The organism is Janibacter hoylei PVAS-1, from assembly GCF_000297495.1.
In the GTDB taxonomy this organism is placed as follows: domain Bacteria; phylum Actinomycetota; class Actinomycetes; order Actinomycetales; family Dermatophilaceae; genus Janibacter; species Janibacter hoylei.
This window is the reverse complement of record NZ_ALWX01000008.1, coordinates 1-24,878: the sequence shown is the minus strand read 5'-3', so window position 1 is coordinate 24,878 and position 24,878 is coordinate 1. Positions and strand designations below refer to the sequence as shown.

The following is a 24,878-nucleotide window of genomic DNA, read 5'->3' as shown; positions in this document are numbered from 1 at the left end:
GGCCGGCGCCGCCCAGGCTACTCGCCCGGGCGCTGCGCCAGGTCGGCGCCGAAGGCCGCGATGATCCGGGCGGCCCCGTCGACGGCGCTCACCGACCCGGTGCGCACGCCCGGGGTGATCTCGGCGAGCAGCTCGCGCACGCGCGGCGAGCGACGCACGGCGTCGCGCAGCTCGGAGTCGACCATCGCCCACATCCACTCACGCTGCTGCTCGGCCCGGCGCGCGTGCAGCGAGCCCTGCGACTCGAGCCAGCGGCGGTGCTCGAGGACGGCCTCCCACACCTCGTCGAGGCCGTCGCCGGTCTGGGCGCTGCAGGTGAGGACCGGGGGGCGGCGGGCGTCGGGGTCGGAGTTCATCAGGCGCATGGCGCCGGAGAGCTCGCGGGCCGCGACCCGCGCGTCGCCGGCGTGCTCGCCGTCGGCCTTGTTGACCGCGATGACGTCAGCCATCTCGAGGATGCCGCGCTTGATGCCCTGCAGCTGGTCGCCGCCCCGGGCCAGTGCCAGGAGCAGGAAGGTGTCGACCATCTCGGCGACGGCGACCTCGGACTGACCGACGCCGACGGTCTCGACGAGCACGACGTCGAAGCCCGCGGCCTCGAGCACGAGCATCCCCTCGCGGGTCGCCCGCGCGACGCCACCGAGGTGGGCGCCCGAGGGCGAGGGTCGCACGAAGGCATCCTCGCTCGCCGTCAGCTGCGCCATCCGCGTGCGGTCACCGAGGACCGAGCCTCCGGTACGGGCGCTGCTCGGGTCGACGGCCACGACCGCGACCCGGTGGCCCCGCTCGATGAGCCGGGTCCCGAGCGCGTCGATGAAGGTCGACTTCCCGGCCCCCGGGATGCCCGAGATGCCCACGCGCATGCCCTGACCGGTGTCGGGGGCGAGCAGCGCGAGCAGCTCGCGTGCCCGCTCCCGGTGGTCCGGGCGGGAGGACTCGACGAGCGTGATCGCCCGCGCGATGTGTGCCCGGGAGCGCTCACGCACGCCCCGGGCCAGGTCGGCGACCGACTCAGGCATCGGTGCCGGCGGCCTGCTCCCGCAGGCGGTCGACGAGTCGGCCGGCTGCCTCGGCGATGACGGTGCCGGGCGGGTAGATGTCGTCGGCACCCGCCGCACGGAGCTCCTCGAAGTCCTGGTCGGGGATGACCCCGCCCACGACGATCATCAGGTCCTCGCGCCCGAGGGCGTCGAGCTCCTGACGCAGCGCCGGCACCAGGGTCAGGTGACCCGCGGCCAGCGACGACACCCCCACGACGTGCACGTCGCCCTCGACGGCCTGACGGGCCACCTCGCCGGGGGTCTGGAAGAGCGGGCCCACGTCGACGTCGAAGCCGAGGTCGGCGAAGGCTGTCGCGATGACCTTCTGGCCACGGTCGTGACCGTCCTGGCCCATCTTGGCGACGAGGATGCGGGGGCGGCGCCCTTCGGCCTGCTCGAAGTCCTCGACCTTGGCCAGGACCTCGTCCACGGCTCCGCCCTTGCCTGCCTCGTCCCGGTACACACCGGAGATCGTACGGATCTGCGCGGTGTAGCGGCCGTAGACCTCCTCCAGCGCGGAGGAGATCTCGCCGACCGTCGCCTTGGCCCGGGCCGCGTCGATCGCGAGCGCGAGCAGGTTGGTCTCCATCGAGCCGCCCTCGGCACGGGCCGCCTCGGTGAGGGCCGCGAGCGCGGCCCGGGTGGTGTCCTCGTCGCGCTCGGCGCGCAGGCGCTCGAGCTTGGCGATCTGGGAGGCGCGGACCGCCGCGTTGTCGACCTTGAGGATCTCGATGGCCTCGTCGGCGGTGCTCTCGGTGACCGGGTAGGTGTTGACGCCGATGACCGGCTGCTGGCCGGAGTCGATGCGGGCTTGGGTGCGGGCGGCCGCCTCCTCGATGCGCATCTTGGGGATGCCGGCCTCGATGGCCTTGGCCATGCCGCCGGCGGCCTCGACCTCCTCGATGTGCGCCCAGGCCCGCTGCGCCAGGTCGTGGGTCAGGCGCTCGACGTAGGCGCTGCCGCCCCACGGGTCGATGACCCGCGTCGTGCCGGACTCCTGCTGGAGCACGAGCTGGGTGTTGCGGGCGATGCGCGCGGAGAAGTCCGTCGGCAGCGCGATCGCCTCGTCGAGGGCATTGGTGTGCAGGCTCTGCGTGTGGCCCTGCGTCGAGGCCATCGCCTCGATGCACGTGCGCACGACGTTGTTGTAGACGTCCTGCGCGGTGAGGCTCCAGCCGGAGGTCTGCGAGTGGGTGCGCAGGGAGAGCGACTTGGCATTGTCCGGCGCGAAGTTCTCCTTGACCAGGCGCGCCCACAGCAGGCGCGCGGCGCGCAGCTTGGCGACCTCCATGTAGAAGTTCATGCCGATGGCCCAGAAGAAGGACAGCCGCGGCGCGAAGGAGTCGACGTCCATGCCCGCCGCCTTGCCGGCGCGGATGTACTCGATGCCGTCGGCGAGGGTGTAGCCGAGCTCGAGGTCCTGCGTCGCCCCGGCCTCCTGCATGTGGTAGCCGGAGATCGAGATCGAGTTGAAGCGCGGCATCCGCTGGCTGGTGTACGCGAAGATGTCGGAGATGATCCGCATCGAGGGCGCCGGCGGGTAGATGTAGGTGTTGCGGACCATGAACTCCTTGAGGATGTCGTTCTGGATGGTGCCGCTCAGCTGCTCCGGGCTCACCCCCTGCTCCTCGGCCGCGACGACGTAGAGCGCAAGCACCGGCAGGACCGCGCCGTTCATCGTCATCGAGACGCTCATCCGGTCGAGCGGGATGCCGTCGAAGAGCGTGCGCATGTCGTAGATCGAGTCGATGGCGACACCAGCCATGCCGACGTCACCGGAGACGCGCGGGTGGTCGCTGTCGTAGCCGCGGTGGGTCGCCAGGTCGAAGGCGACGGACAGGCCCTTCTGCCCGGCCGCGAGGTTGCGACGGTAGAAGGCGTTGGACTCCTCGGCCGTCGAGAAGCCGGCGTACTGGCGGATCGTCCACGGCTGGTTGACGTACATCGTCGGGTAGGGCCCGCGGAGGAAGGGCGCCGCGCCGGGCGCCGTCTCGAGGAAGTCGAGGTCGGCGGTGTCGGCCTCGGTGTAGACGGGGGCGACGGAGATCTTCTCCGGCGTCTCCCAGCCGTCGCGGGCGCCGGGGGTCGCGTCGAGCGCCTCCTGCCAGCGCGCGGCCGCGTCGTCGGAGGGTCGCCCGTCGCCGAGGTCGACGGTGTCGAAGGTGGGGATCTGCGCGCTCATGCCTGTGCTCCTGCCTGCGGTGCGCCGAGGGTGTCGAGGAGGTCGGTGAGGAAGGCGACGACGTCCATGCCGTCGCGGACCTCGCCGTCGACGGTGGTGTCGCCGACCTCCGTGGCCCTGCCGGCGACGAGGACGCGCCCCACCCCGGCCGAGCGAAGGGAGGCCACGCTCGCCTCGGCGTGGGCGGCGTAGCCCTTCGCCGAGCTGGCGACGACGGCGACGGGCGCCCCCTGCGCCGCGTCGAGTGCGGTGGACTCGTCGGCGACCTCGATGATGTGGGGCCGGATGCCGGCGACGCCGAGGAGGTTGGTGACGAAGGTCAGGCGGGCGGTGTGCTCCTTGGCCGGGCCGAGGGCGATCACCGGCACGCTGACGTCGCCGGCGGCGGTGCGCTCGCGCAGGTCCTCGAAGACCTCGCTGTCGCGGCGACGCGGCAGGCCGCCGGTCGGCTCGGTGCGCGGCGTGCGGGTCAGCAGGGTCTCCCCCGCGAGGGGGAAGGTCGAGGTGCCGGTGAGGGGCAGGGCGCGGGTCGCCAGGGCGGCATCGCGCTCGGTGCGGGTGGCAGCCAGACGCTCGGCGACCACACCCGACGCGAGTGCCGCGGCGGCGCCACCGGCGGCGTCGAGCTCGCCGAACCAGGCCCACGCCGCGCGGGCGAGCGAGTCGGTGAGCGACTCGACGTAGGCGGAGCCGCCCGCCGGGTCGGCGACCCGCGCGACATTGGACTCGGAGGCCAGCAGCGACTGCGTGTTGCGGGCGACCCGCCGCGAGAAGGCGGTCGGCAGGCCGAGCGCGTGGTCGTAGGGCAGGACGGTGACGGCGTCCGCGCCACCGGCAGCGGCCGCGAAGCAGGCGATGGTGTCGCGCAGCAGGTTGACCCACGGGTCGGTGCGGGTCTGCATCCGCCACGAGGTCACGGCGTGGACCCACGCGCCGCGGTCGGCCTCGGGGACCTCGAGCACCTCACCGACGCGGGCCCAGGTGCGGCGCAGCGCGCGCAGCTTGGCGATCGTCGTGAACTGGTCGGCGGTCGCGGCGACACGGAAGTCGATGCGGCGGAAGGCCTCGGCCGGCTCGACGCCCGCCTCGGACAGGTGGCGCACGTAGTCGAGGGCGGTCGCCAGGGCGAGGGCGATCTCGTCCTGGTCGCTCGCGCCCGCGTCGTGGTGCACGCGGGAGTCGACGGTGATGGCCCGCGCGCTCGTGAAGCGGTCGCGGCAGGTCGCGACGGCATCGGCCAGCGGCGCGAGGTCGGGGGTGCCACCGCGCACGGCGACCTGGCCGATGGGGTCGTGGCCGAGGCTGCCACGCACGGTGGCGGCGTCGACTCCCTTCGCCTCCCAGACGGAGACGAGGGCGGCGGCCGCGGTGGCCTGGTCGTCGGCCGAGCTGACGACGACGGGAGCCAGGTCGACCTGGACGTCCGCGAGCACCTCGGCCAGGTCGTCGGCCGCGACGCCGTCGGCACCGACGTGCACCCACACGGAGGTGACCCCCCGCTCGAGGTCGTCGAGGACGGCCCGCCGGCTGGTCGCGGCATCGGGGTCGTCGTGCAGCTGGCGCACGTCCCAGGGGACGTCGGGGTCACGCGGCGCACGGCCACGGGTGAAGGGCATCGCGCCCGGCAGGCCGAGGGTCTCCCCCGGCTGCGGCCAGTAGATCGGGTCGATGTCGATGCCACCGGGCAGGTGGCTCGACAGGGCCTCGCGGGCGCCGGCCGCGTCCACCTTGCGGTCGTCGGGGCGGGACTTGTTGACGACGCCGGCGGCGAGCTCGGCCCACGCGTCAGGACTCGTCGCCGGGAAGCCTGCGGCGAGCCCCATCACGTCGTCGTGTGCTGGGGGAAGGGACATCCGTGCAACTCTCCTCGTCGACCCGGTCACCGGCCCACGGGCCGATGGCATGACTGACTTCGCACCCTACCGACGCGCGGCCGGTGTCGACCGGCATGTCCAGCGTCGCGTGGACCACACCGCCGGCTCAGTCCAGCGGGCCGAAGGGGGCGCCCCGCGCCGTCAGCTCGGCCTCGCCGCCGTCGAGGGCGGTGAGCACCCAGATGCCGCGCTCGGTGAGCGCGACCGAGTGCTCCCAGTGGGCCGCCGGCTGGCCGTCGTCGGTGACGACGGTCCACTCGTCGTCGAGGACGTGGTTGGCCTGGTCGCCGAGGGTGACCATCGGCTCGATGGCCAGGGTGGACCCGACGGGGGTCTGCGGCGTGCGGCCGCGCACGCGGTAGTTGGGGACATTGGGTGGCAGGTGCATGTGCTCACCGATGCCGTGGCCGGTGTAGTCCTCGACGATGCCGTAGTCGACACCGTCGGCTCGGGCGTCGGCGCGGATCGAGTCCTCGACGCCACCGCCGATGTCGTTGAGGTCGCCACCGGGGCGGAAGGCCGCGATGCCGGCCCACAGCGAGCGGCGGGTCACCTCGGACAGCCGAGCCGCCGCGGGGTCACTGGCGCCGTCACCGCCGACGACGAGGGTGATGGCGCTGTCGCCGTTCCACCCCTCGACCTCGGCGCCGCAGTCGATGCTCAGCAGGTCACCCTCTCGCAGGACGCGCTCCCCCGGGATGCCGTGGACGATCTCGTCCCCGACGGAGGTGCACAGCGTGTGCGAGTAGCCCGGCACGAGCTGGAAGTTGGGGACCCCGCCGCCGCTGCGGATGAAGTCCTCCGCGAGGGCGTCCAGGTGCGCGGTCGTCACACCGGCGCGCGCCTCGGCGCGCAGCATCTCGAGGGTCCGAGCGACGAGAAGGCCCGCCACGCGCATCGCCCGGAGCTGGTCCGGGGTGCGCGGGCGGACCCGCTCGCGGCCGAAGAGGGCCAAGTGCTCAGGCCCCGAGCGTGGCGACGATCCGCTCGGCGACCTCGTCGACCTCGCCCTCGCCGTCGACGGTCACGAGGAGACCGCGCTCCGCGTAGGCGTCGGACAGCGGCTTGGTCTCGCGGTGGTAGATGGCCATGCGCTCACGGATGACCTCCTCGGTGTCGTCGGCGCGACCCTCGAGCTCGGCCCGCTTGAGCAGGCGCTGGACGACGACCTCGTCGTCGACGACGAGCTCGAGCACCTTGTCGACCGAGTGGTCGCCCTTGGCGAGCATCGCGTCGAGGGCGGTGACCTGCGCGGTCGTGCGCGGGTAGCCGTCGAGGAGGAAGCCCGATGCGGCGTCGTCCTCGGCCAGGCGCGCCTCGACGATCGCATTGGTGATGTCGTCGGAGACGTAGCCGCCGGACGCGAGGATCTCCTTGACCTGGAGACCGAGCTCGGTCTCGTTCTTGATGTTGGCCCGGAAGATGTCACCCGTGGAGATGGCAGGGATGCCGTAGTGCTCGGCGATCTGGGTGGCCTGGGTGCCCTTGCCGGCCCCGGGGGGGCCCAAGATGATGAGACGCATCAGCGGAGGAATCCTTCGTAGTGGCGTTGCTGGAGCTGGGACTCGATCTGCTTCACCGTCTCCAGACCGACGCCCACCATGATGAGGATAGACGCACCGCCGAAGGGGAAGTCCTGGTTGGCCCCGATCCACACGAAGGCGACGAGCGGGATCAACGAGATCAGAGCGAGGTAGATGGCTCCCGGCACGGTGATGCGGGTGAGCACGTACTGGAGGTACTCGGCCGTGGGTCGCCCGGCGCGGATACCGGGGATGAATCCCCCGTACTTCTTCATGTTGTCGGCCACCTCGGTCGGGTTGAAGGTGATCGAGACGTAGAAGAAGGTGAAGAAGAGGATCATCGCCGTGAAGACCGCCATGTAGATGGGGTGGTCTCCACGCACGAGGTAGGTGTTGATCCAGTCGACCCACCCGGGGTTGTTGCCCGCCGGGTCGGACTGGAACTGGGCGATCATCTGCGGCAGCGCGAGCATCGAGCTGGCGAAGATGATCGGGATGACGTTGGCCATGTTGACCTTGATCGGGATGTACGTCGACGTGCCGCCGTACATCTGGCGCCCGACCATCTTCTTGGCGTACTGCACCGGGATCCGGCGCTGGCTCTGCTCGACGAAGACGACGGCGGCGATGATGACGAAGCCGATCGCGATGACGAGGAAGAAGAGGTCCCAGCGGCCGTCGCGCTGCTGGATCGCCCAGAGCGAGCTGGGGAAGGTCGCGGTGATCGAGGTGAAGATCAGCAGGGACATGCCGTTGCCGACGCCCTTGTCCGTGACGAGCTCACCGAGCCACATGATCAGGCCGGTGCCGGCCGTCATCGTCAGGACCATGAGGACGATGGAGAACATCGAGTCGCGGTAGAGGATCGGCCCGCACTCGGCGTTGTTGAAGAGGGCCGCGGGGTTGCGGGCGAAGGTGATGAAGGTGGCCGACTGGAGCACGGCGAGGGCGATGGTCAGGTACCGGGTGTACTGCGTCATCTTCGCCTGGCCCTGCTGCCCCTCCTTCTTCAGCGCCTCGAAGCGGGGGATGACGACGGTGAGCAGCTGCACGATGATGCTCGCCGTGATGTACGGCATGATCCCCAGCGCGAAGATCGACAGCTGCAGGAGCGCGCCACCGCTGAAGAGGTTGGCCATCCCGAGGAAGTTGTTGCCCGCGTCCTGGCGTGCACCGGCGATGCAGTCCTGGACCGCCGTGTAGTTGACGTTCGGGGTCGGCACGTGGGACCCGAGGCGGAAGAGCACGATGATGCCCAGCGTGAAGAGCAGCTTGCGCCGCAGGTCGGGCGTCTTGAATGCCCGGGTGAAGACGGAGAGCACGTGGGTTCCTCCAGGACGGTGCCGTGGGTGCAGATGTGAGCTGCGGGCGGTGACCGCCGGCGGCGGCACAACCTGTCAGACGATACCTGCCGTGTGCAGGTGGTCGCGAGGCGACCACCTGCGGGCGGGTCCGGCCCCGCAGACGCGTCGAGGCCGCCCCGGTGACGGGACGGCCTCGACTGCAGGACCGAAGGGGGTCAGCGCGCGGTGATGCTGCCGCCGGCCGCCTCGATCTTCTCCTTGGCGCTCGCGGAGAAGGCGTCGACCGTGAGGTCGACCTTCACCGTGATCTCGCCGGAGCCGAGCACCTTGACGGGGTGGCCGTCGCGGACGGCTCCCTTCGCCACGAGCTCGTCGACCCCGATGCTGCCACCCTCCGGGAAGAGGGAGGCGATGCGGTCGAGGTTGACGACCTGGTAGTCGACCTTGAAGGGGTTCTTGAAGCCGCGGAGCTTGGGCAGACGCATGTGCAGCGGCGTCTGACCGCCCTCGAAGCGCTCCGGCACCTGGTACCGGGCCTTCGTGCCCTTGGTACCGCGACCGGCGGTCTTGCCCTTGGAGCCCTCACCGCGACCCACACGGGTCTTCGCGGTCTTGGCTCCGGGGGCCGGACGCAGGTGGTGCACCTTGAGGGCGTGGGTCGAGCCCTGCTCCTCGTTGGGGGTGGCCTTGGAGTCAGCCATGATCAGTCAACCTCCTCGACGGTCACCAGGTGGCGAACCGTCTGGACCATGCCACGGATCTCCGGGCGGTCCTCCTTGACGACGACGTCGCCGATGCGCTTCAGACCGAGGCTGCGCAGCGTGTCCCGCTGGTTCTGCTTGCCACCGATCTCGGAACGGGTCTGGGTCACCTTGAGTCGAGCCATCACGCACCCGCCTTTGCCTTCTCGGCGGCCTCGGCGCGACCAGCGGCCTGAGCGCGCAGCATGGCTGCCGGGGCGACCTCGTCCAGAGGCAGACCGCGGCGAGCCGCGACGGCCTCCGGACGCTCGAGGCCCTTGAGGGCCGCGACTGCCGCGTGGACGATGTTGATCGCGTTGTCCGAGCCGAGGCTCTTGGACAGCACGTCGTGGATGCCGGCGCACTCGAGGACGGCGCGCACCGGACCACCGGCGATGACACCGGTACCCGGGGAGGCCGGACGGAGCATGACGACGCCGGCCGCGGCCTCACCCTGGATGGGGTGCGGGATCGTGCCCTGGATGCGCGGGACGGTGAAGAAGTTCTTCTTCGCCTCCTCGACACCCTTGGCGATCGCGGCCGGGACCTCCTTGGCCTTGCCGTAGCCGACACCGACGGTGCCGTCACCGTCACCGACGACGACCAGGGCGGTGAAGCTGAAGCGACGACCACCCTTGACGACCTTGGCGACACGGTTGATGGTCACGACACGCTCGAGGAACTGGCTCTCGTTGCGGTCGCGGCCACCGTCACGACGGTCACGGCCACCACCGCGGTTGTCGCGACGGTCGTTGTTGGAGCGCTCGTTGGTGCCTGCGGCACCGGCGCCTCGACGCTGGGGTCCGGGCATCAGATGTTCCTCTTCTCGACGTTCAGGGTCTGCATCACAGCGTCAGACCCCCTTCGCGCGCGCCGTCCGCGATGGCGGCGACGCGGCCGTGGTACCGGTTGCCGCCACGGTCGAAGACGACCGCGTCGACGCCGGTGGCCTTGGCACGCTCGGCGACGAGCTGACCGACCTTCTTGGCCCGGTCGGTCTTGTCACCCTCGAGGGCACGCACGTCGGCCTCCATGGTCGACGCGGACGCGACGGTCTTGCCGACCGTGTCGTCGACGACCTGGACGAAGACGTGGCGGCTGCTGCGGCTGACGACCAGACGGGGCCGCAGCGCGGTCCCGTTGACCTTCTTGCGCAGGCGCAGGTGGCGACGGCCGCGCGCGGCGCTCTTGCCCTTGGCACGCTTGATGATCTTGGCCATGGCTTACTTACCAGCCTTTCCGACCTTGCGACGGATGTGCTCGCCCTCGTACCGGACACCCTTGCCCTTGTACGGGTCGGGACGGCGGAGCTTGCGGATGTTGGCAGCCGTCTCGCCGACGAGCTGCTTGTCGATGCCCTGGACGCTGAAGCGCGTGGGGTTCTCGACGTTGAAGCTGATCCCCTCGGGGGCCTCGACGGTGATCGGGTGGCTGTAGCCGAGCGCGAACTCGAGCGAACCGCCCTTGTTCTGCACGCGGTAACCCGTGCCGTGGATCTCGAGCTTCTTCTCGTAGCCCTCGGTGACACCGACGACCATGTTGTTGATGAGGCTGCGGGTCAGGCCGTGCAGCGAGCGCGACTCGCGCTCGTCGTCCGGGCGCGCGACCTCGATGCCGTTGTCGGTCTGGGAGACCGTGATCGGCTCGGTCACGTTGATCTGCAGCTCGCCCTTGGGGCCCTTGACCTTGACGGTCTGGCCCTCGATGGCGATGTCGACACCGCTGGGGATGGCGACCGGGAGTCGTCCGATTCGCGACATGTCTGCTTCCCCTTACCAGACGTAGGCGAGGACTTCCCCGCCCACACCCTTGGTTGCGGCCTGCTTGTCGGTGAGGAGGCCGGAGGACGTGGAGATGATCGCCACGCCCAGGCCGCCGAGCACCTTCGGCAGGTTGGTGGACTTCGCGTAGACGCGCAGACCGGGCTTGGACACCCGGCGCACGCCCGCGATGGAACGCTCACGGTTGGGGCCGTACTTGAGGTTGATCGTCAGCGTCTTGCCGACGGTCGCCTCCTCGACGGTCCAGCCCGCGATGAAACCCTCCGCCTGGAGGATCTCCGCGATGTGCGACTTGAGCTTGGAGTACGGCATGGAGACCTCGTCGTGGTGCGCCGAGTTGGCGTTCCGGACGCGGGTCAGCATGTCCGCAATCGGGTCGGTCATGGTCATGGGCTCTGCCTGCCCTCTCTCATCGCGGTTTCCCTCCTGGAGCGGAGCGACCTTCGATGTAGAACGGTTCGTGGGGTTGGTGCGACGGGTGTCGCAGCGGGGTCCTGCCGGCGGCCGGACCCCCGGTGGGTCACCAGCTGGACTTCGTCACGCCGGGGAGCTCGCCGCGGTGCGCCATCTCGCGCAGGCACACACGGCACAGACCGAACTTGCGGTAGACCGAGTGGGGCCGGCCGCAGCGCTGGCACCGCGTGTAGCCGCGGACCTTGAACTTCGGCTTCTTGTTCGCCTTGTTGATCAGGGCGGTCTTCGCCATGTCAGTTCTCCTTGAAGGGGAAGCCCAGCTGCTTGAGCAGCGCGCGGCCCTCGTCGTCGTTCGTCGCAGTGGTGACCACGGTGATGTCCATACCGCGGACGCGATCGATCTTGTCCTGGTCGATCTCGTGGAACATCGACTGCTCGGTCAGACCGAAGGTGTAGTTGCCGTTGCCGTCGAACTGCTTCGGGCTCAGGCCACGGAAGTCACGGATGCGGGGCAGCGCGACCGCGGTGAGGCGGTCGAGGAACTCCCACATGCGCGCACCGCGCAGGGTGACGTGGCAACCGATCGGCATGCCCTCGCGCAGCTTGAACTGCGCGATGGACTTGCGGGCCTTGGTGACCTGCGGCTTCTGACCGGTGATGGCGGTCAGGTCGCGGATCGCGCCCTCGATCAGCTTGCTGTCCTTCGCAGCGTCGCCGACGCCCATGTTGACGACGACCTTGACGACGCGGGGAACCTGCATCGCGTTGCCGTACCCGAACTGCTCCTGCAGCGCGGGGACGACCTTGTCGGCGTAGGTGGCCTTCAGACGCGGGGCCTGGACGGCCGGGGTCTCGATGGTGTCAGTCATCTCAGAGGTCCTTGCCCGAGCGACCCGCGACGCGGGTGCGGCTCGCCTTGGTGCGACCGTCGCGCTCGACGGTCTCGACGCGGGTCTTGATGCGGGTCGGCTTGTTGTCCTCGGGGTCGACGATCGCCACGTTGCTCACGTGGATCGGCGCCTCGGAGACGACCAGGCCACCGGCCTGACCGCCGAAGCCGGCCTTGGTGTGGCGGGTGACCCGCTGGACACCCTCGACCACGACGCGCTGCGTCTCGGTGTTGACCGAGATGACCTTGCCCTGCAGGCCCTTGTCCTTGCCGGACAGGACCTGGACGAGGTCGCCCTTCTTGATCTTGAGCTTTGCCATGGATCAGATCACCTCCGGTGCGAGCGAGACGATCTTCATGAACTTCTTGTCGCGCAGCTCGCGACCGACCGGGCCGAAGATGCGCGTCCCGCGCGGCTCGCCGTCGGCCTTGAGGATGACGGCGGCGTTTTCGTCGAACTTGATGTAGGAACCGTCGTTACGACGACGCTCCTTGGTGGTGCGGACGATGACGGCCTTGACGACATCGCCCTTCTTGACGTTGCCACCCGGGATGGCGTCCTTGACGGTGGCGACGATGGTGTCGCCGATGCCGGCATACCGGCGGCCGGAGCCACCGAGCACACGGATGCACAGGATCTCCTTGGCACCGGTGTTGTCGGCGACGCGCAGTCGCGACTCCTGCTGGATCACTTCTCACTCCTGTCGTCGTGCTGGTTCTCGCCGTGGCGAGCCTGGCCGAACTGATGTGGTCTTCGTCCGGGCGAAGGGGGCTGGTGCCCCCTTCGCGACCGGGGTGGCCTTACTTGGCCTTCTCGAGGATCTCGACGATGCGCCAGCGCTTGCTGGACGACAGCGGACGGGTCTCCATGATGAGGACCAGGTCGCCGACACCGGCGGTGTTGCCCTCGTCGTGCGCCTTGACCTTGGAGGTCTTGCGCATGACCTTGCCGTAGAGGGCGTGCTTGACGCGGTCCTCGACCTCGACGACGACGGTCTTGTCCATCTTGTCGCTGACGACGTAGCCGCGGCGCGTCTTGCGGTCGTTGCGCTCGGAGGTGGTCACAGTCTCTTCCTTCACGTTCTCGCTCACTTGGACTCACCGATCCCGAGCTCGCGCTCGCGCATCTCGGTGTAGATCCGGGCGATGTCCTTGCGGACCGCACGCAGGCGGCCGTGGCTCTCGAGCTGGCCGGTGGCCGACTGGAAGCGGAGGTTGAACAGCTCCTCCTTGGCCTTGCGCAGCTCGTCGACCAGACGGTCGTCGGTCAGCTCACGCAGCTCGACCGGGGTCAGGTCCTTGGATCCGACTGCCATCAGTTGCCACCACCCTCACGCACGACGAAGCGGCACTTCATCGGCAGCTTGTGCATCGCCAGGCGCATGGCCTCGCGAGCGGTCTCCTCGTCCACGCCGGAGATCTCGAACATGATCCGGCCGGGCTTGACGTTGGCGACCCACCACTCGGGCGAGCCCTTACCGGAACCCATGCGGGTCTCAGCCGGCTTCTTGGTGAGCGGACGGTCCGGGTAGATGTTGATCCAGACCTTGCCGCCACGCTTCATGTAGCGCGTCATGGCGATACGCGCGGCCTCGATCTGACGGTTGGTCACGTAGGCCGGCGCGAGCGCCTGGAGGCCGTAGTCACCGAAGGCGACGGTGGTGCCGCCCTTCGCCATGCCGGAGCGCTTGGGGTGGTGCTGCTTGCGGTGCTTGACCCGTCGGGGGATCAACATCTCAGGACTCTCCCTCGGTCTTGGCCGGCGCCTCGGCGGCGGGAGCCTCAGCGGGGGGCGGCCTGGGCCTGGCCCTCGTTGCGGTCGCCGCGACGGGCGCGGGCGGGACGGTCGTCGCGGTCGCGACGCGGGCCACGACCACGCGGAGCGGCGGTCGCCTGCTGGGCCGCGAACTCCTTCTCGGTCATGTCGCCCTTGTAGATCCAGACCTTGACGCCGATGCGACCGAAGGTCGTGCGGGCCTCGTAGAAGCCGTAGTCGATGTTCGCGCGGAGGGTGTGCAGCGGCACGCGACCTTCGCGGTAGAACTCGGAGCGGGACATCTCGGCACCACCGAGGCGGCCGGAGCACTGGATCCGGATGCCCTTGGCGCCGGCGCGAAGGGAGGACTGCATGCCCTTGCGCATGGCGCGACGGAAGGTGACGCGAGCAGCGAGCTGCTCGGCGATGCCCTGGGCGACGAGCTGGGCCTCCACCTCGGGGTTCTTGACCTCGAGGATGTTCAGCTGGACCTGCTTGCCCGTGAGCTTCTCGAGCTCACCGCGGATGCGGTCGGCCTCGGCGCCACGGCGACCGATGACGATGCCCGGACGCGCGGTGTGGATGTCCACACGGACGCGGTCGCGAGTGCGCTCGATCTCGACGCGGGCGATGCCGGCGCGCTCCATGCCCGTGGACATGAGCTTGCGGATCGCGACGTCTTCCTTGACGTAGTCGCGGTAGCGCTGACCCTCCTTGTTGGAGTCGGCGAACCAGCGGCTCTTGTGGTCGGTGGTGATGCCCAGACGGAAGCCGTGCGGGTTGATCTTCTGACCCATCAGCGGGTCCCTCCCTTCGCGGCCTTCTCAGGCTTGCTCGTCACGAGGACGGTGATGTGCTGGTGCGCTTGTTGATCCGGCCGGCGCGGCCCTGGGCCCGCGGACGGAAACGCTTCATCGTCGGGCCCTCGTCGACGAAGGCGGAGGAGATGACGAGGTTGCGCTCGTCGAAGGGCTCCCCGGCCTCGTCGGCCTTGACGCGCAGGTTGGCGATGGCGCTGTTGAGGACCTTGAGGGTCGGCTCGGCAGCACCCTGGGGCGCGAACTGCAGGGTCGCGATCGCGGTCTGCGTGTCCTTGCCGCGGATCATGTCGACGACACGACGCGCCTTCTGCGGGGTGACGCGGACGTGACGCGCGGAGGCGCGGGCGAACAGCGCCTCCTGCTCGGTGGTCTCGGTGGCAGGCATCAGCGACGACGTCCCTTCTTGTCGTCCTTCACGTGACCGCGGAAGGTGCGGGTCGGTGCGAACTCGCCGAGCTTGTGGCCGACCATCGCCTCGGTGACGAACACCGGGACGTGCTTGCGGCCGTCGTGTACGGCGAAGGTGTGGCCGAGCATGTCCGGCGAGATCACCGAACGGCGCGACCAGGTCTTGATGACGTTCTTGGTGCCCGCTTCGTTCTGGACGTCGACCTTCTTCTGAAGGTGGTCGTCGATGAAGGGGCCCTTCTTCAAACTACGAGGCATGTCCAAAGGCTCCTATCAGCGCTTCTTGCCGGTGCGGCGGCGACGGACGATGAGCTTGTCGCTCGCCTTGCCGGGACGCCGGGTACGGCCCTCGGGCTTGCCCCAGGGCGAGACGGGGTGACGGCCACCGGAGGTCCGGCCCTCGCCACCACCGTGCGGGTGGTCGACCGGGTTCATGACGACACCACGGACGGTCGGGCGCTTGCCCTTCCACCGCATGCGGCCGGCCTTGCCCCAGTTGATGTTCGACTGCTCGGCGTTGCCGACCTCGCCGACGGTGGCGCGGCAGCGCACGTCGACGCGACGGACCTCACCGGAGGGCATGCGCAGCGTGGCGTACGGCCCCTCCTTGGCGAGCAGCTGGATGCTGGCACCCGCGGAGCGGGCCAGCTTGGCGCCGCCGCCGGGACGAAGCTCCACCGCGTGGATCGTCGTACCGTTCGGGATGTTGCGCAGCGGCAGGTTGTTGCCCACCTTGATGTCGGCGGACGGGCCGTTTTCGATGACGGTGCCCTGCGCGAGCTTGTTCGGCGCCAGGATGTAGCGCTTCTCGCCGTCTGCGTAGTGCAGCAGCGCGATGCGGGCGGTGCGGTTGGGGTCGTACTCGATGTGAGCGACCTTCGCCGGGATGCCGTCCTTGTCGTGGCGACGGAAGTCGATGACGCGGTAGGCGCGCTTGTGGCCACCACCGATGTGACGGGTGGTGATGCGACCGGTGGAGTTGCGGCCACCGGACTTGGTCAGCGGGCGGACCAGCGACTTCTCGGGCGTGGAGCGCGTGACCTCGACGAAGTCGGCGACGGAGCTGCCGCGTCGACCCGGGGTGGTCGGCTTGTACTTACGGATTCCCATGGATTCTTCCTTGTCCTCTCCGTCAGCCCTGGCCGCCGAAGATGTCGATCGTGCCCTCGCGGAGGGTGACGATCGCGCGCTTCGTGTCCTTGCGCTTACCGGTGCCGAACCGCGTGCGTCGGGCCTTGCCGACACGGTTCATCGTGTGCACGGAGTCGACCTTGACGTCGAAGATCTGCTCGACGGCGATCTTGATCTCGGTCTTGTTGGCCCGCGGGTCGACGATGAAGGTGTACTTCCCCTCGTCGAGCAGGCCGTACGACTTCTCCGACACGACGGGACGGATCAGGATGTCGCGCGGGTCCTTGAGCTGGGACGCATTCGAGATGGACTCAGTCACTTGGACGCCTCCTCTGCAGTCTTGGGCGCGGGGCCGGCGAGGAAGGCCTCGAGAGCCGCCTGGGTGAAGACGATGTCGTCGGCGCACAGCACGTCGTACGTGTTGAGCTGGTCGGCCGCGAGGACGTGGACGTCGGCGAGGTTGCGCACGGACTTCCACGCGGACTCGTTGCCGCGCTCGATGACGACGAGCAGGTTCTTGCGCTCGCTCAGGCCACCGAGGACGGAGGCGACGGACTTCGTCGAGGGGGTGTCGCCCTCGACGAGCGCGCTGAGCACGTGGATGCGGCCGTGACGCGCCCGGTCGGAGAGGGCACCGCGCAGGGCGGCGGCCTTCATCTTCTTGGGGGTGCGCTGACCGTAGTCACGCGGCTGCGGGCCGTGGACGGTGCCACCGCCGGCGAACTGCGGCGCACGGGTCGAGCCCTGACGGGCGCGGCCGGTGCCCTTCTGCCGGTACGGCTTGCGACCACCACCGCGCACGTCCGCGCGGGTCTTGGTCGCGTGCGTGCCCTGGCGCGCGGCAGCGAGCTGGGCGACGACGACCTGGTGGATCAGCGGGACGTTGACCGCCACGTCGAAGATCTCGGCGGGCAGCTCGACGGTGCCGGTGGCGGCACCCTGCGGGCTGATGATGTCGATGGTCGGCACGTCAGGCTCCCTTCACCGCGGTGCGGACGAGGACGACGCCGCCGCGGGGGCCGGGGACGGCGCCCTTGACGAGCAGCAGGCCCTTCTCGGCGTCCACGGCGTGGATCGTGAGGTTCTGGGTGGTCTGGCGCACGCCGCCCATGCGGCCGGCCATGCGCATGCCCTTGAAGACACGACCCGGGGTGGCGCAGCCACCGATCGAGCCGGGCTTGCGGTGGTTGCGGTGGGCACCGTGGGAGGCGCTGACACCGGCGAAGCCGTGACGCTTCATGACACCGGCGAAGCCCTTGCCCTTGGTGGTGCCGGTGACGTCGATGGACTGGCCGTTCTCGAACAGCTCGACGGTCACCTCCTGGCCGAGGGTGTACTCGGAGGCGTCCGCGGTGCGGAGCTCGACGAGGTGGCGACGCGGGGTGGCACCGGCCTTGGCGAAGTGGCCGCTCTTGGGCTGGTTGACCTTGCGGGGGTCGATGGCGCCGTAGGCGATCTGGACGGCGTCGTAGCCGTCGGTCTCGACGTTGCGGACCTGGGTCACGACGCACGGGCCGGCCTGGATGACGGTGACCGGGACGAGACGGTTCTCGTCGTCCCAGACCTGCGTCATGCCGAGCTTCTCGCCGAGCACGCCCTTGACGGTCTTGGTGGCAGTGGTGGTCATTTCTCGTCTCTCCCGGATCAGAGCTTGATCTCGATGTTGACGTCAGCCGGGAGGTCGAGGCGCATCAGCGAGTCGACGGCCTTGGGCGTCGGGTCGATGATGTCGATGAGGCGCTTGTGGGTGCGCATCTCGAAGTGCTCGCGGCTGTCCTTGTACTTGTGCGGCGAACGGATGACGCAGAACACGTTCTTCTCCGTCGGCAGCGGGACGGGGCCCACCACCGTTGCGCCGGCACGGGTCACGGTGTCGACGATCTTTCGCGCCGAGTTGTCGATGACCTCGTGGTCATACGACTTCAACCGGATGCGGATCTTCTGTCCCGCCATCTGTGTGTCCGTCTCTCTCTCGCCGTCTTGCCTGGTCTCTGGTCGGCTGCCCGGCCTCCGACCCACGCGGTCGGGTGTGTCGCACCCGCTCCGCGGCCCGACGACGCGCCAAAGGGCAGGTCGTCGGTCTGGTCGTCGACCCGGATCACCCGGATCGTGCTGTGGCTGCCGATGTGTCGCCCCGCCCGAAGCGGTTCGATGCGTTGTCATCAGCGTGTCGGAAACACACCCGATCGTGGCAAAGGCCGATCGAGGCGTCACCGCTCAACAAGCAACCTGACTAGTGTGCCAGAGGCTGCAGGCCCAGTCCAAATCGGGGCCGGGCGGTCCTTGACTAGTCCTGGTCGGCGAGGTCAGCCGTGGATCGACCCTGGTCCTTCAGGCCCTGGATGCGCAACGAGCGGGCCTCCTCGACGACCTCGACCTGCGCCTCCTCCGCCGCATCGGACTTCGTCGTGTCCCGCAGGGGCAGCAGCAGGTCCTCCTCGGCCGCCATGCCGGCCTGCAGCTGGCGGGATCGCTCGATCTCGGAGTCCAGCTCGGCGCCGAGGAGCAGCACGTTGTTGAGGATCCACAGCCAGAGCAGGAAGACGATGACGCCGGCGAGGGAGCCGTAGGTCTTGTTGTAGTAGGAGCCGAAGTTGGAGACGTAGAAGCCGAAGGCCACCGAGGCGAGGATCGCCACGACGATGGCGACGGCGGCGCCGGGGGTGAGCCAGCGGAACTTCGGCTGCTGCACGTTGGGCGTCGCCCAGTAGAGCAGGCCGACCATGAAGATCACGACGAGCAGGATGACCGGCCACTTGGCGATGTTCCACGTCATGACGGCGGCGTCGCCGAGGCCGATGGTGTTGCCGATGGCGCGGGCCAGCTCACCGCTCACGGCGACGGACAGGATGATCGCTGCGGCCATGACGAGCAGGACCGCAGTGACGACGAGCTGCATCGGGCGCAGCTTGATGAAGCCGCGCCCCTCCGGCACCTCGTAGATCTTGTTGAGGGCCCGGCCGAAGGCGCCGACGTACCCCGAGGCTGACCACAGCGCGCCGGCGATACCGATGACGAGGCCGAAGCCGGCACCCGAGCTGTTGACCATCTGGTCGATGGGCCCCTCGAGGGTGTCGACGACGCTGCCCTGGCCGAGCTGGCCGATGACGTCGAGCAGGGTCTGCTTGGTCTCCTGCGGGTCGCCGACGAGGCCGATGATCGAGACGAGCGCCAGCAGCGCCGGGAAGATCGACAGGACGGAGAAGTAGGTGAGGGCGGCGGCGAGGTCGGTGCACCCGTCGGCGCTGAACTCCTTGATCGCGCGCTTGACGGCCATGGTCCAGCCGCGCTTCTTCATCTCTCGGATGGAGGGCTTGACCTCCTCGTCGAGGCCCTCCTCCTCGGGGGCGAGGTCCTCGGTCGCGGTGCTCTCGTCGTTGGCCATGTGGCGTGGCGTCTCCGTGGTCGGGTGGGGCGGGCTCCCCCAGCCTATGGCGAAGGGGGTCCCCCGCGCCGTGATCGTCAGGTCACGGCGCGTCCGCGCCGGCTGGTTAGGGTGTGACTGCGTCCGGCACACGGGGAGCCGGGACCACCGACGAGGAGGGGCAGCGTGACCGAGCACCGGCCGGTCGTCGTCACCGACCACCTGAGCAAGCGCTACGGCCCGGTGAGCGCGCTCGACGCGCTCACCCTGCGGGTCGACCCCGGCATCACCGGCGTCGTGGGCGTCAACGGCGCCGGCAAGTCGACGCTCATCAAGATCCTCCTCGGCCTGCTGCCGGCCACCGCCGGCACCGTCGAGGTCCTCGGTCGCGATCCCGGGGCCGACGGGAGGGACGTCCGCGCCCTCGTCGGGTACATGCCCGAGCACGACTGCCTGCCCGCGGACGTCAGCGCCGCGGACTTCGTCCTCCACATGGCCCTGATGTCCGGGCTGCCCCGTCAGGCCAGCCGCGAGCGAGCCTCCGACGTGCTGCGGCACGTCGGCCTCGACGAGGAGCGCCATCGGGCGATGGGCGGCTACTCGACCGGCATGAAGCAACGGGCCAAGCTCGCCCAGGCCCTCGTCCACGACCCGGCGCTCGTCTTCCTCGACGAACCGACGAGCGGGCTCGACCCCCGGGCCCGCGACGACATGCTCGACCTCATCGCCCGGCTCCACGCCGACTTCGGCATCTCCGTCGTCGTGACGAGCCACCTGCTCGGCGAGCTCGAGCGCACCGCCGACAGCATCGTCGTGCTCGACAGCGGCCGGCTGCTGCGCGCGTCGCGCACCTCGGACCTCACCCAGAGCACCGGCACGGTCGTCGTCGAGGTACTCGGCCCGCCCGGCAGCGACCGGGCCCTCGGGCAGGCCCTGCTCGACCGGGGGATCACCGCCTGGCCCGCCGGCCCCGACGTCGAGGTGCGCATCGAGCGCCCCGAGGACCTCGACGCCATCCGCGACGCGGCCGTCGACCTCGCCCTGGGGCTCGTGCGCGTGCAGGAGCGGCGCCACACCCTCGACGAGGTCTTCCACACTCCCCCTTCGCCGGCCGCCGCCGCCCACCCCGGAGGACCGCACGCATGACCTCTCCCCCGCGCAGCGTCATCCACGACCTCGGCTACCGCGGATTTCGCGGCGGCCGCCTCGGCGACGGCGCCATCACCCTCGAGCTCTACCGCAACTCCCTGGCGCAGGCCTTCGGCATCGGCCGCTCGGGCAGGGCCAAGATCATGCCGTGGCTGACGATGGCCCTCATGGCCCTGCCCGCCGTCGTGCTCGGCGCGCTGAGCATCCAGGCGGCGCAGGCCCCGGCGGGCATGGGCGCGGCCCCGTCCAACTACTTCGGCTACCCCTACTGGACCCAGCTGCTCATCACGATCTTCGTCGCGACCCAGGCGCCGGTGCTCTTCGCCCGCGACCTGCGATACCGCACGATCGTCCTGTACTTCGCCCGGCCGGTCTCCCGCACGCGCTTCGTGCTCACCCGGCTCGCGGCGCTGACGACGGCGACCTTCCTCGTCATCATCACCCCGATGCTCGTGTGGTTCGCCTGCGCGCTCTCGACGGGTGTGGACACCGGTCTGCACGCGCAGCGCTTCGGCGCCGCCCTCGTCGGCGTCGCCGTGCTCTCCCTCGTGCTCGCCGCGATCTCGGCGCTCGTCTCGACCCTCGCGACGAAGTCCGGTCTCGCGCTCGCCGCGATCATCGTCGTGCTCATGGTCCCCTCCGCGATGATCACGATGGCGCTGGCCATCACCTTCGAGCTGCAGCGGGACGGCATCGGCCAGCTCGTCGCCTCGGCCCACCCCTTCACCGCGGTCGCCGAGCTGGTCTCGGGCCTCTTCGGCGATCCGCCGGCCAATGCGACCCTCCCCCAGCCCGAAGGGTGGTACGTCCCGCTCGCGGTCCTCGTGTGCGTCGCGTGGGTGGCCGTGCCCACCGCCGCGCTTGTCGCCCGGATGCGATCGGTGGCCTCGCTGTGAGCACGCTGCACCTGGAGTCCGTGAGCCGATGGTTCGGCAACGTCGTCGCCGTCAACGACGTGACGATGGACGTCGGCCCCGGCATCACCGGTCTGCTCGGACCCAACGGCGCCGGCAAGTCGACGATCCTGTCGATCATGGCCGGGCTGCTCGCGCCCTCTGCGGGCACCGCGACACTGGACGGTCACCCCCTTCGTCAGGACACGGGGACGTACCGGCAGATCGGGCTGGTGCCCGTGCAGGAGTCGGTCTACGACTTCCTCACCGCCCGCCAGTTCGTCCGGCTCAACGCCGACCTGCACCAGCTGCCGTCGGCGCGGGCCGCGACCGACCACGCGATCCGGCTCGTCGACCTCGAGGGGGGCGGCCGACCGGCCGGTCGGGACCTTCAGCAAGGGCATGCGGCAGCGGGTCAAGATGGCCTCGGCGCTCGTCCACGACCCGCCGGTGCTGCTGCTCGACGAGCCCTTCAACGGCATGGACCCGATCCAGCGCCACGCGATGGCCACGCTGCTGTCGGACTACGCGGCTCAGGGCCGCACGATCGTCTTCAGCTCGCACATCCTCGAGGAGGTCGAGTCGCTCGCCGGGCAGATCGAGGTCATCGTCTCCGGGCGGCACGCGGCCTCGGGCGACCGCACCGAGATCCGCCGGCTCATGACCGACCGCCCCAACCAGTACCGCATCCGCAGCAGCGACAACCGCGCGCTCGCCGCCGCCCTGCTCGCCGGCTCGAGCGTGCGCGGGGTACGGCTGCACGGCGACCGGTACCTCGAGCTCGAGGCCGACGACTTCGGCGGCTTCGCCCGCACCGCTCCCCGGGTGGCCCGGGAGCACGACATCCGCATCTTCGAGCTGACGCCGACCGACGAGTCGCTCGAGAGCATCTTCGGATACCTGGTGAGCCGATGAGTCCCGCGATCATCCGTCTGGCCCTGCGCTCCCTGCTCGGGCGCGTGCGGGTCCTCGTCCTCGTCGCGATGGCGGGCGCCCTGCTCGGGCTCGCGCTCCTCATCCGCCTCGCTCCGACGGGCCCGCTCGACCCGACCGGCGGGCCGCTCGACCTCGTGCGCACCTTCGGCATCGGGGTCGTCGTCCCGGTCGTCACGCTCATCGGCACGACGACGCTCATCACCTCGGAGATCGACGACGGGTCGATCATCTACCTGCTGAGCAAGCCGATCCCGCGGTGGGTGATCGTCGCGAGCAAGATGCTCGTCATCCTCGCCAGCTCTGTGCTCTTCGCCGTGGTGCCGATGGCGCTCGCCGCGCTCATCATGGTCGGCGTCGACGGCAGCCTGTGGTGGAGCGCCCTCCTCGGCGGCACGGTCTCGGCCATCGCCTACACGGGTGCCTTCGCCCTGCTCGCGCTGCTCGTCAAGCGCAGCGTCACCGGGTGCCTGCTCTACTGGCTCGTCTGGGAGGCCCTGCTCACGTCGGCGCTCGACCCGGCCGAGTACCTGTCCGCGCGGGCCTTCGGCGGGAGCATCCTCCACGCGGGGCTCGGGCTCGAGGCCCACCCGTCGCCGTGGTTCGCCGCCCCCGCCGCGCTCGTCGTGCTCGTCGCGGGCGCCGCCCTGGCCGGGCGGCGGCTGGCGCGGACGACGATCTCGGAGATCTGAGGGCACGCGCGAGGGCCCCCGGCAGGCGTGCCGGGGGCCCTCAGCAATGGCGGGTCGAAGTCAGCGAGCGCCGCCGATGTCGGCGACGGTGAAGGTGGCGACACCTCCACCGATGTTGGAGATCACGCCCACCGCGACGAGGACTGCCGTGTCGATGCACACCCTGGCCTGGCACTCCTGCGGAGGCAGGCCGCCGCCGATGATGCGGGTGTAGTCGATGTCGAAGCACAGCCGCGTCGGGCGGGACGGGAGCGAGCCCACCACGACGTCGGCGTACACACCGCTCTGGATGTTGCGGACATTGGGGACGCTGATGCTCAGCGTGGGGATGATGAGCGCGCCCGCAGCGTTGACGCCCAGCGCGAGGTTGTAGTTGGAGGAGGTCGTCGTCGTGGTGGCAGAGATGCCAGAGCCGGTGTAGGGGGGCCGCGCCGCGCGGCTCTGCCACGTCACCTCGACGCGGCGCAGGGTGGCCACGCCGAGCGACAGCAGACCGGTGCACGGCGTGATGGCCGCCGTGATGGCGCCCGTGAAGCTGATACTCGAGCTCGTGTTGTTGGCATTACGGGTGGCGATGACCTGCAGCGCGGAGACGAGCGGGTAGGCGCAGGTCTGCGGGGCGCACGGCGGCTCGGTCGACGCGGCGAGTGACGGCGCAGCGGCCGCGACGGCCACGCTGGGGACGGCCCAGGCGGCGCCCTTCGCGATGGAGCGGCGGGACGGGCCGGTGGTCGTGATGTCCTGAGTCATGACAGTCTCTCTGCGGACAGGCGCGTGCAGGGCGCACCGGGCACGTCGCACGGCACGTGAGTGGGTTCCTCCCCATGACAGCCCCCTGTCGAGCTGCCACGCACGACCCTAGGGAGACCTGACTCACCCGCGACCAAATGCCCTCAAAAGGACTAGTCCAGCCACGCGCGAACGGTCAGCGCGCGCCGCAGCCCCTCCCGGGTATGGGTCCCCCGGTGCCCGGCCTTGGTCCTGATGTTGGCGATGTGCACCTTGAGTGTGCGGTCACTGATGCCCAGGATCTGCGCCACCTGGGCACGGGTGCGGTCGGCGTGGTCGACGAGATAGGCACGGGCCACGCCCTGCTCGCGCTCCGTCAACGTCGGGAGCGGCCCGACCGCGTCGGTCCACGGCACGTCCTCACCGGACAGCACGTCCGAGACGACGGCGACGAGCTCGCTGGGTGCGTGCAGCATCGAAACGTAGGCCAGCGCCCCGGCATCACGCAGCTCAGCGATCCGCGGCGGCGGGAGAGTCCCTCCCCAGACGATCGTCGACCGGCCCGCGCTCGCCCGTTCGCGCAGCAGCTGCCCCTGATCGGCTGTCATCGCGCTCGCGACGAGCAGCCCGTCCACCTCCACCGGGTCATCGACGACTTGCGTGCGGAACCCGTGCTCACCCAGCACGACGGTGACGGAGTCCGCGTGCAACCGCCACGGAGACCACACGGAGACCACGGGAGGCACGGACATGCCACCATCGTGCCCGATGCCCACCTCGATCCGGCTGGACCTGGTCCACACCTCCCCCGTCGTCACGACGGCCCTGCGTCACGAGCTGCGCCGCGGAGAGCGGCCCCTGCGCGTGACGACCGCTGTCCACTCGTGGGTGCACTTCCAGGAGGAGTGGGACTTCACGGGCCCCTTCGTCGTCCTGGACGCCCTGCTCGACGACCACGTGCCCCTGCCGCTCAAGGTGCGTGCCCTGCGCCGCCTCGGCTCGCAGACCATCATCATCGGCCCGGAGCGCGAGACCCCCTTCGCCCGACGGGCGGCGGCCGAGGGCGCCGTCGCCTGGATCGAGCCGACCGTGGGACTCGCCGAGGTCGCCGAGACCATCCGCGACGTCTGCGGCGGGCACGTCCCCCACCACGCGCGGGTCGACCCCGCCGCGGCCCCGGTCACGACCCCTGACCGACCGCCGAGCTGCCAGGTGCTCACCCCTCTACGKYCGCCTCGCCGCGGGCACTCCCCCG

The 24,878-nt window shown here is 70.0% G+C and carries 34 protein-coding genes and 2 pseudogenes; 6 read left to right on the top strand and 30 right to left on the bottom strand.

The window, feature by feature from the left end; translation table 11 throughout:
• Nucleotides 1-17 precede the first annotated feature (17 nt).
• The 28 genes and pseudogenes from meaB to B277_RS02235 form a co-directional block, all read right to left on the bottom strand.
• The gene (gene meaB / locus B277_RS02370; protein ID WP_007924749.1) at nucleotides 18-1,019 is read right to left on the bottom strand and encodes a methylmalonyl Co-A mutase-associated GTPase MeaB; all 1,002 of its coding nucleotides are present in this window, start codon (nucleotides 1,017-1,019) and stop codon (nucleotides 18-20) included.
• On the bottom strand, nucleotides 1,012-3,222 hold the full coding sequence (scpA, locus tag B277_RS02365; RefSeq protein WP_007924744.1) for a methylmalonyl-CoA mutase: 2,211 nt from the start codon (nucleotides 3,220-3,222) through the stop codon (nucleotides 1,012-1,014). Before scpA ends, meaB begins: the two co-directional genes overlap by 8 nt.
• Nucleotides 3,219-5,045 (bottom strand): methylmalonyl-CoA mutase subunit beta, encoded by a 1,827-nt coding sequence (locus tag B277_RS02360; protein ID WP_007924742.1) that lies wholly within the window; start codon nucleotides 5,043-5,045, stop codon nucleotides 3,219-3,221. Before B277_RS02360 ends, scpA begins: the two co-directional genes overlap by 4 nt.
• A 157-nt stretch (nucleotides 5,046-5,202) precedes the next feature.
• Entirely contained in the window at nucleotides 5,203-6,051 is an 849-nt protein-coding gene (gene map / locus B277_RS02355; protein ID WP_007924740.1) for a type I methionyl aminopeptidase, read from the bottom strand.
• A 4-nt stretch (nucleotides 6,052-6,055) separates the two neighbouring features.
• On the bottom strand, nucleotides 6,056-6,619 hold the full coding sequence (locus B277_RS02350) for an adenylate kinase (RefSeq protein ID WP_007924738.1): 564 nt from the start codon (nucleotides 6,617-6,619) through the stop codon (nucleotides 6,056-6,058).
• Nucleotides 6,619-7,941, bottom strand: a complete 1,323-nt coding sequence (gene secY, locus B277_RS02345; RefSeq protein ID WP_007924727.1) for a preprotein translocase subunit SecY — start codon at nucleotides 7,939-7,941, stop codon at nucleotides 6,619-6,621. The genes B277_RS02350 and secY overlap by 1 nt, the downstream gene beginning before the upstream one ends.
• Nucleotides 7,942-8,138: 197 nt before the next feature.
• Entirely contained in the window at nucleotides 8,139-8,624 is a 486-nt protein-coding gene (rplO, locus tag B277_RS02340; protein WP_007924711.1) for a 50S ribosomal protein L15, read from the bottom strand.
• A 2-nt stretch (nucleotides 8,625-8,626) separates the two neighbouring features.
• A complete protein-coding gene (gene rpmD, locus B277_RS02335; RefSeq protein WP_007924709.1) occupies nucleotides 8,627-8,809 on the bottom strand; it encodes a 50S ribosomal protein L30 in 183 nt (60 codons plus the stop codon).
• Entirely contained in the window at nucleotides 8,809-9,474 is a 666-nt protein-coding gene (gene rpsE, locus B277_RS02330; RefSeq protein ID WP_007924707.1) for a 30S ribosomal protein S5, read from the bottom strand. The genes rpmD and rpsE overlap by 1 nt, the downstream gene beginning before the upstream one ends.
• Before the next feature lie 34 nt (nucleotides 9,475-9,508).
• The gene (gene rplR, locus B277_RS02325) at nucleotides 9,509-9,883 is read right to left on the bottom strand and encodes a 50S ribosomal protein L18 (protein WP_007924705.1); all 375 of its coding nucleotides are present in this window, start codon (nucleotides 9,881-9,883) and stop codon (nucleotides 9,509-9,511) included.
• 3 nt (nucleotides 9,884-9,886) lie between these two features.
• Nucleotides 9,887-10,423, bottom strand: a complete 537-nt coding sequence (gene rplF / locus B277_RS02320; protein ID WP_007924703.1) for a 50S ribosomal protein L6 — start codon at nucleotides 10,421-10,423, stop codon at nucleotides 9,887-9,889.
• Nucleotides 10,424-10,435: 12 nt separating this feature from the next.
• The gene (rpsH, locus tag B277_RS02315; RefSeq protein WP_007924701.1) at nucleotides 10,436-10,834 is read right to left on the bottom strand and encodes a 30S ribosomal protein S8; all 399 of its coding nucleotides are present in this window, start codon (nucleotides 10,832-10,834) and stop codon (nucleotides 10,436-10,438) included.
• Between the two features lie 130 nt (nucleotides 10,835-10,964).
• The gene (locus B277_RS02310) at nucleotides 10,965-11,150 is read right to left on the bottom strand and encodes a type Z 30S ribosomal protein S14 (RefSeq protein WP_007924699.1); all 186 of its coding nucleotides are present in this window, start codon (nucleotides 11,148-11,150) and stop codon (nucleotides 10,965-10,967) included.
• A 1-nt stretch (nucleotide 11,151) separates the two neighbouring features.
• Nucleotides 11,152-11,727 (bottom strand): 50S ribosomal protein L5, encoded by a 576-nt coding sequence (rplE, locus tag B277_RS02305; RefSeq protein WP_007924697.1) that lies wholly within the window; start codon nucleotides 11,725-11,727, stop codon nucleotides 11,152-11,154.
• 1 nt (nucleotide 11,728) lies between these two features.
• Nucleotides 11,729-12,067, bottom strand: a complete 339-nt coding sequence (gene rplX / locus B277_RS02300) for a 50S ribosomal protein L24 (RefSeq protein WP_007924691.1) — start codon at nucleotides 12,065-12,067, stop codon at nucleotides 11,729-11,731.
• Between the two features lie 3 nt (nucleotides 12,068-12,070).
• Nucleotides 12,071-12,439 carry a 50S ribosomal protein L14 gene (gene rplN, locus B277_RS02295; RefSeq protein ID WP_007924689.1) on the bottom strand — a complete coding sequence of 123 codons (369 nt, stop codon included), beginning with the start codon at nucleotides 12,437-12,439 and terminating at the stop codon, nucleotides 12,071-12,073.
• 109 nt (nucleotides 12,440-12,548) lie between these two features.
• On the bottom strand, nucleotides 12,549-12,812 hold the full coding sequence (gene rpsQ, locus B277_RS02290; RefSeq protein WP_040880590.1) for a 30S ribosomal protein S17: 264 nt from the start codon (nucleotides 12,810-12,812) through the stop codon (nucleotides 12,549-12,551).
• 38 nt (nucleotides 12,813-12,850) lie between these two features.
• Nucleotides 12,851-13,063 (bottom strand): annotated as a pseudogene (rpmC, locus tag B277_RS02285) (50S ribosomal protein L29); the annotation flags it as partial.
• On the bottom strand, nucleotides 13,063-13,482 hold the full coding sequence (rplP, locus tag B277_RS02280) for a 50S ribosomal protein L16 (protein ID WP_007924683.1): 420 nt from the start codon (nucleotides 13,480-13,482) through the stop codon (nucleotides 13,063-13,065). The gene rplP and the pseudogene rpmC, both read right to left, overlap by 1 nt.
• Before the next feature lie 47 nt (nucleotides 13,483-13,529).
• Nucleotides 13,530-14,300: a 30S ribosomal protein S3 gene (gene rpsC / locus B277_RS02275; protein WP_007924681.1), complete on the bottom strand. Its 771-nt coding sequence runs from the start codon at nucleotides 14,298-14,300 to the stop codon at nucleotides 13,530-13,532.
• A 40-nt stretch (nucleotides 14,301-14,340) separates the two neighbouring features.
• Nucleotides 14,341-14,709, bottom strand: coding sequence for a 50S ribosomal protein L22 (gene rplV, locus B277_RS02270; protein WP_007924680.1), 369 nt, complete (start codon nucleotides 14,707-14,709; stop codon nucleotides 14,341-14,343).
• Complete coding sequence (gene rpsS, locus B277_RS02265) at nucleotides 14,709-14,990, bottom strand: 30S ribosomal protein S19 (protein WP_007924678.1); 282 nt, start codon at nucleotides 14,988-14,990, stop codon at nucleotides 14,709-14,711. Before rpsS ends, rplV begins: the two co-directional genes overlap by 1 nt.
• A gap of 15 nt (nucleotides 14,991-15,005) precedes the next feature.
• Complete coding sequence (gene rplB, locus B277_RS02260; protein ID WP_007924676.1) at nucleotides 15,006-15,842, bottom strand: 50S ribosomal protein L2; 837 nt, start codon at nucleotides 15,840-15,842, stop codon at nucleotides 15,006-15,008.
• Nucleotides 15,843-15,864: 22 nt separating this feature from the next.
• Complete coding sequence (rplW, locus tag B277_RS02255; protein WP_007924667.1) at nucleotides 15,865-16,182, bottom strand: 50S ribosomal protein L23; 318 nt, start codon at nucleotides 16,180-16,182, stop codon at nucleotides 15,865-15,867.
• Nucleotides 16,179-16,832 (bottom strand): 50S ribosomal protein L4, encoded by a 654-nt coding sequence (gene rplD, locus B277_RS02250; protein WP_007924665.1) that lies wholly within the window; start codon nucleotides 16,830-16,832, stop codon nucleotides 16,179-16,181. Before rplD ends, rplW begins: the two co-directional genes overlap by 4 nt.
• Nucleotide 16,833: 1 nt before the next feature.
• Nucleotides 16,834-17,490, bottom strand: coding sequence for a 50S ribosomal protein L3 (rplC, locus tag B277_RS02245; protein WP_007924663.1), 657 nt, complete (start codon nucleotides 17,488-17,490; stop codon nucleotides 16,834-16,836).
• Between the two features lie 17 nt (nucleotides 17,491-17,507).
• Complete coding sequence (gene rpsJ / locus B277_RS02240; RefSeq protein ID WP_007924661.1) at nucleotides 17,508-17,816, bottom strand: 30S ribosomal protein S10; 309 nt, start codon at nucleotides 17,814-17,816, stop codon at nucleotides 17,508-17,510.
• Between the two features lie 334 nt (nucleotides 17,817-18,150).
• On the bottom strand, nucleotides 18,151-19,248 hold the full coding sequence (locus B277_RS02235; protein WP_007924659.1) for a YihY/virulence factor BrkB family protein: 1,098 nt from the start codon (nucleotides 19,246-19,248) through the stop codon (nucleotides 18,151-18,153).
• Nucleotides 19,249-19,413: 165 nt separating this feature from the next.
• On the opposite strand from B277_RS02235, the gene B277_RS02230 reads away from it, so the two are divergent.
• From B277_RS02230 to B277_RS02215, 5 genes and pseudogenes are all read left to right on the top strand, one after another.
• Nucleotides 19,414-20,373 carry an ABC transporter ATP-binding protein gene (locus tag B277_RS02230; RefSeq protein ID WP_007924657.1) on the top strand — a complete coding sequence of 320 codons (960 nt, stop codon included), beginning with the start codon at nucleotides 19,414-19,416 and terminating at the stop codon, nucleotides 20,371-20,373.
• Nucleotides 20,370-21,272, top strand: coding sequence for an ABC transporter permease (locus tag B277_RS02225; RefSeq protein ID WP_007924655.1), 903 nt, complete (start codon nucleotides 20,370-20,372; stop codon nucleotides 21,270-21,272). Before B277_RS02230 ends, B277_RS02225 begins: the two co-directional genes overlap by 4 nt.
• 65 nt (nucleotides 21,273-21,337) lie before the next feature.
• A pseudogene (locus tag B277_RS19420) lies at nucleotides 21,338-21,562 on the top strand (ATP-binding cassette domain-containing protein); the annotation flags it as partial.
• 109 nt (nucleotides 21,563-21,671) lie between these two features.
• Nucleotides 21,672-22,184 (top strand): ATP-binding cassette domain-containing protein, encoded by a 513-nt coding sequence (locus B277_RS18650; RefSeq protein WP_007924653.1) that lies wholly within the window; start codon nucleotides 21,672-21,674, stop codon nucleotides 22,182-22,184.
• A complete protein-coding gene (locus B277_RS02215) occupies nucleotides 22,181-22,894 on the top strand; it encodes an ABC transporter permease (protein ID WP_007924651.1) in 714 nt (237 codons plus the stop codon). The genes B277_RS18650 and B277_RS02215 overlap by 4 nt, the downstream gene beginning before the upstream one ends.
• Nucleotides 22,895-22,954: 60 nt before the next feature.
• Here the strand turns inward: B277_RS02215 and B277_RS02210 are convergent, their stop codons facing one another.
• Together B277_RS02210 and B277_RS15670 are read right to left on the bottom strand one after the other, a co-directional pair.
• Nucleotides 22,955-23,644: a hypothetical protein gene (locus tag B277_RS02210; protein ID WP_007924649.1), complete on the bottom strand. Its 690-nt coding sequence runs from the start codon at nucleotides 23,642-23,644 to the stop codon at nucleotides 22,955-22,957.
• A gap of 152 nt (nucleotides 23,645-23,796) precedes the next feature.
• Nucleotides 23,797-24,309, bottom strand: a complete 513-nt coding sequence (locus B277_RS15670; protein ID WP_157986935.1) for a LuxR C-terminal-related transcriptional regulator — start codon at nucleotides 24,307-24,309, stop codon at nucleotides 23,797-23,799.
• An 82-nt stretch (nucleotides 24,310-24,391) separates the two neighbouring features.
• Between B277_RS15670 and B277_RS02195 the strand changes: the two genes are divergently transcribed.
• The coding region (locus tag B277_RS02195; protein ID WP_007924646.1) for a hypothetical protein at nucleotides 24,392-24,878 on the top strand (487 nt) is incomplete at its 3' end.

Coding starts and splice junctions, on each gene's coding strand:
- meaB (WP_007924749.1), bottom strand. CDS start 1,019: ATGCCTGAGTCGGTCGCCGACCTGGCCCGGGGCGTGCGTGAGCGCTCC.
- scpA (WP_007924744.1), bottom strand. CDS start 3,222: ATGAGCGCGCAGATCCCCACCTTCGACACCGTCGACCTCGGCGACGGG.
- B277_RS02360 (WP_007924742.1), bottom strand. CDS start 5,045: ATGGGGCTCGCCGCAGGCTTCCCGGCGACGAGTCCTGACGCGTGGGCC.
- B277_RS02350 (WP_007924738.1), bottom strand. CDS start 6,619: ATGCGTCTCATCATCTTGGGCCCCCCCGGGGCCGGCAAGGGCACCCAG.
- rplO (WP_007924711.1), bottom strand. CDS start 8,624: ATGGCTGACTCCAAGGCCACCCCCAACGAGGAGCAGGGCTCGACCCAC.
- rpmD (WP_007924709.1), bottom strand. CDS start 8,809: ATGGCTCGACTCAAGGTGACCCAGACCCGTTCCGAGATCGGTGGCAAG.
- rpsE (WP_007924707.1), bottom strand. CDS start 9,474: ATGCCCGGACCCCAGCGTCGAGGCGCCGGTGCCGCAGGCACCAACGAG.
- rplR (WP_007924705.1), bottom strand. CDS start 9,883: ATGGCCAAGATCATCAAGCGTGCCAAGGGCAAGAGCGCCGCGCGCGGC.
- rplF (WP_007924703.1), bottom strand. CDS start 10,423: ATGTCGCGAATCGGACGACTCCCGGTCGCCATCCCCAGCGGTGTCGAC.
- rpsH (WP_007924701.1), bottom strand. CDS start 10,834: ATGACCATGACCGACCCGATTGCGGACATGCTGACCCGCGTCCGGAAC.
- B277_RS02310 (WP_007924699.1), bottom strand. CDS start 11,150: ATGGCGAAGACCGCCCTGATCAACAAGGCGAACAAGAAGCCGAAGTTC.
- rplE (WP_007924697.1), bottom strand. CDS start 11,727: ATGACTGACACCATCGAGACCCCGGCCGTCCAGGCCCCGCGTCTGAAG.
- rplX (WP_007924691.1), bottom strand. CDS start 12,067: ATGGCAAAGCTCAAGATCAAGAAGGGCGACCTCGTCCAGGTCCTGTCC.
- rplP (WP_007924683.1), bottom strand. CDS start 13,482: ATGTTGATCCCCCGACGGGTCAAGCACCGCAAGCAGCACCACCCCAAG.
- rpsC (WP_007924681.1), bottom strand. CDS start 14,300: ATGGGTCAGAAGATCAACCCGCACGGCTTCCGTCTGGGCATCACCACC.
- rplV (WP_007924680.1), bottom strand. CDS start 14,709: ATGCCTGCCACCGAGACCACCGAGCAGGAGGCGCTGTTCGCCCGCGCC.
- rpsS (WP_007924678.1), bottom strand. CDS start 14,990: ATGCCTCGTAGTTTGAAGAAGGGCCCCTTCATCGACGACCACCTTCAG.
- rplB (WP_007924676.1), bottom strand. CDS start 15,842: ATGGGAATCCGTAAGTACAAGCCGACCACCCCGGGTCGACGCGGCAGC.
- rplC (WP_007924663.1), bottom strand. CDS start 17,490: ATGACCACCACTGCCACCAAGACCGTCAAGGGCGTGCTCGGCGAGAAG.
- rpsJ (WP_007924661.1), bottom strand. CDS start 17,816: ATGGCGGGACAGAAGATCCGCATCCGGTTGAAGTCGTATGACCACGAG.
- B277_RS02235 (WP_007924659.1), bottom strand. CDS start 19,248: ATGGCCAACGACGAGAGCACCGCGACCGAGGACCTCGCCCCCGAGGAG.
- B277_RS02225 (WP_007924655.1), top strand. CDS start 20,370: ATGACCTCTCCCCCGCGCAGCGTCATCCACGACCTCGGCTACCGCGGA.
- B277_RS18650 (WP_007924653.1), top strand. CDS start 21,672: ATGCGGCAGCGGGTCAAGATGGCCTCGGCGCTCGTCCACGACCCGCCG.
- B277_RS02215 (WP_007924651.1), top strand. CDS start 22,181: ATGAGTCCCGCGATCATCCGTCTGGCCCTGCGCTCCCTGCTCGGGCGC.
- B277_RS02210 (WP_007924649.1), bottom strand. CDS start 23,644: ATGACTCAGGACATCACGACCACCGGCCCGTCCCGCCGCTCCATCGCG.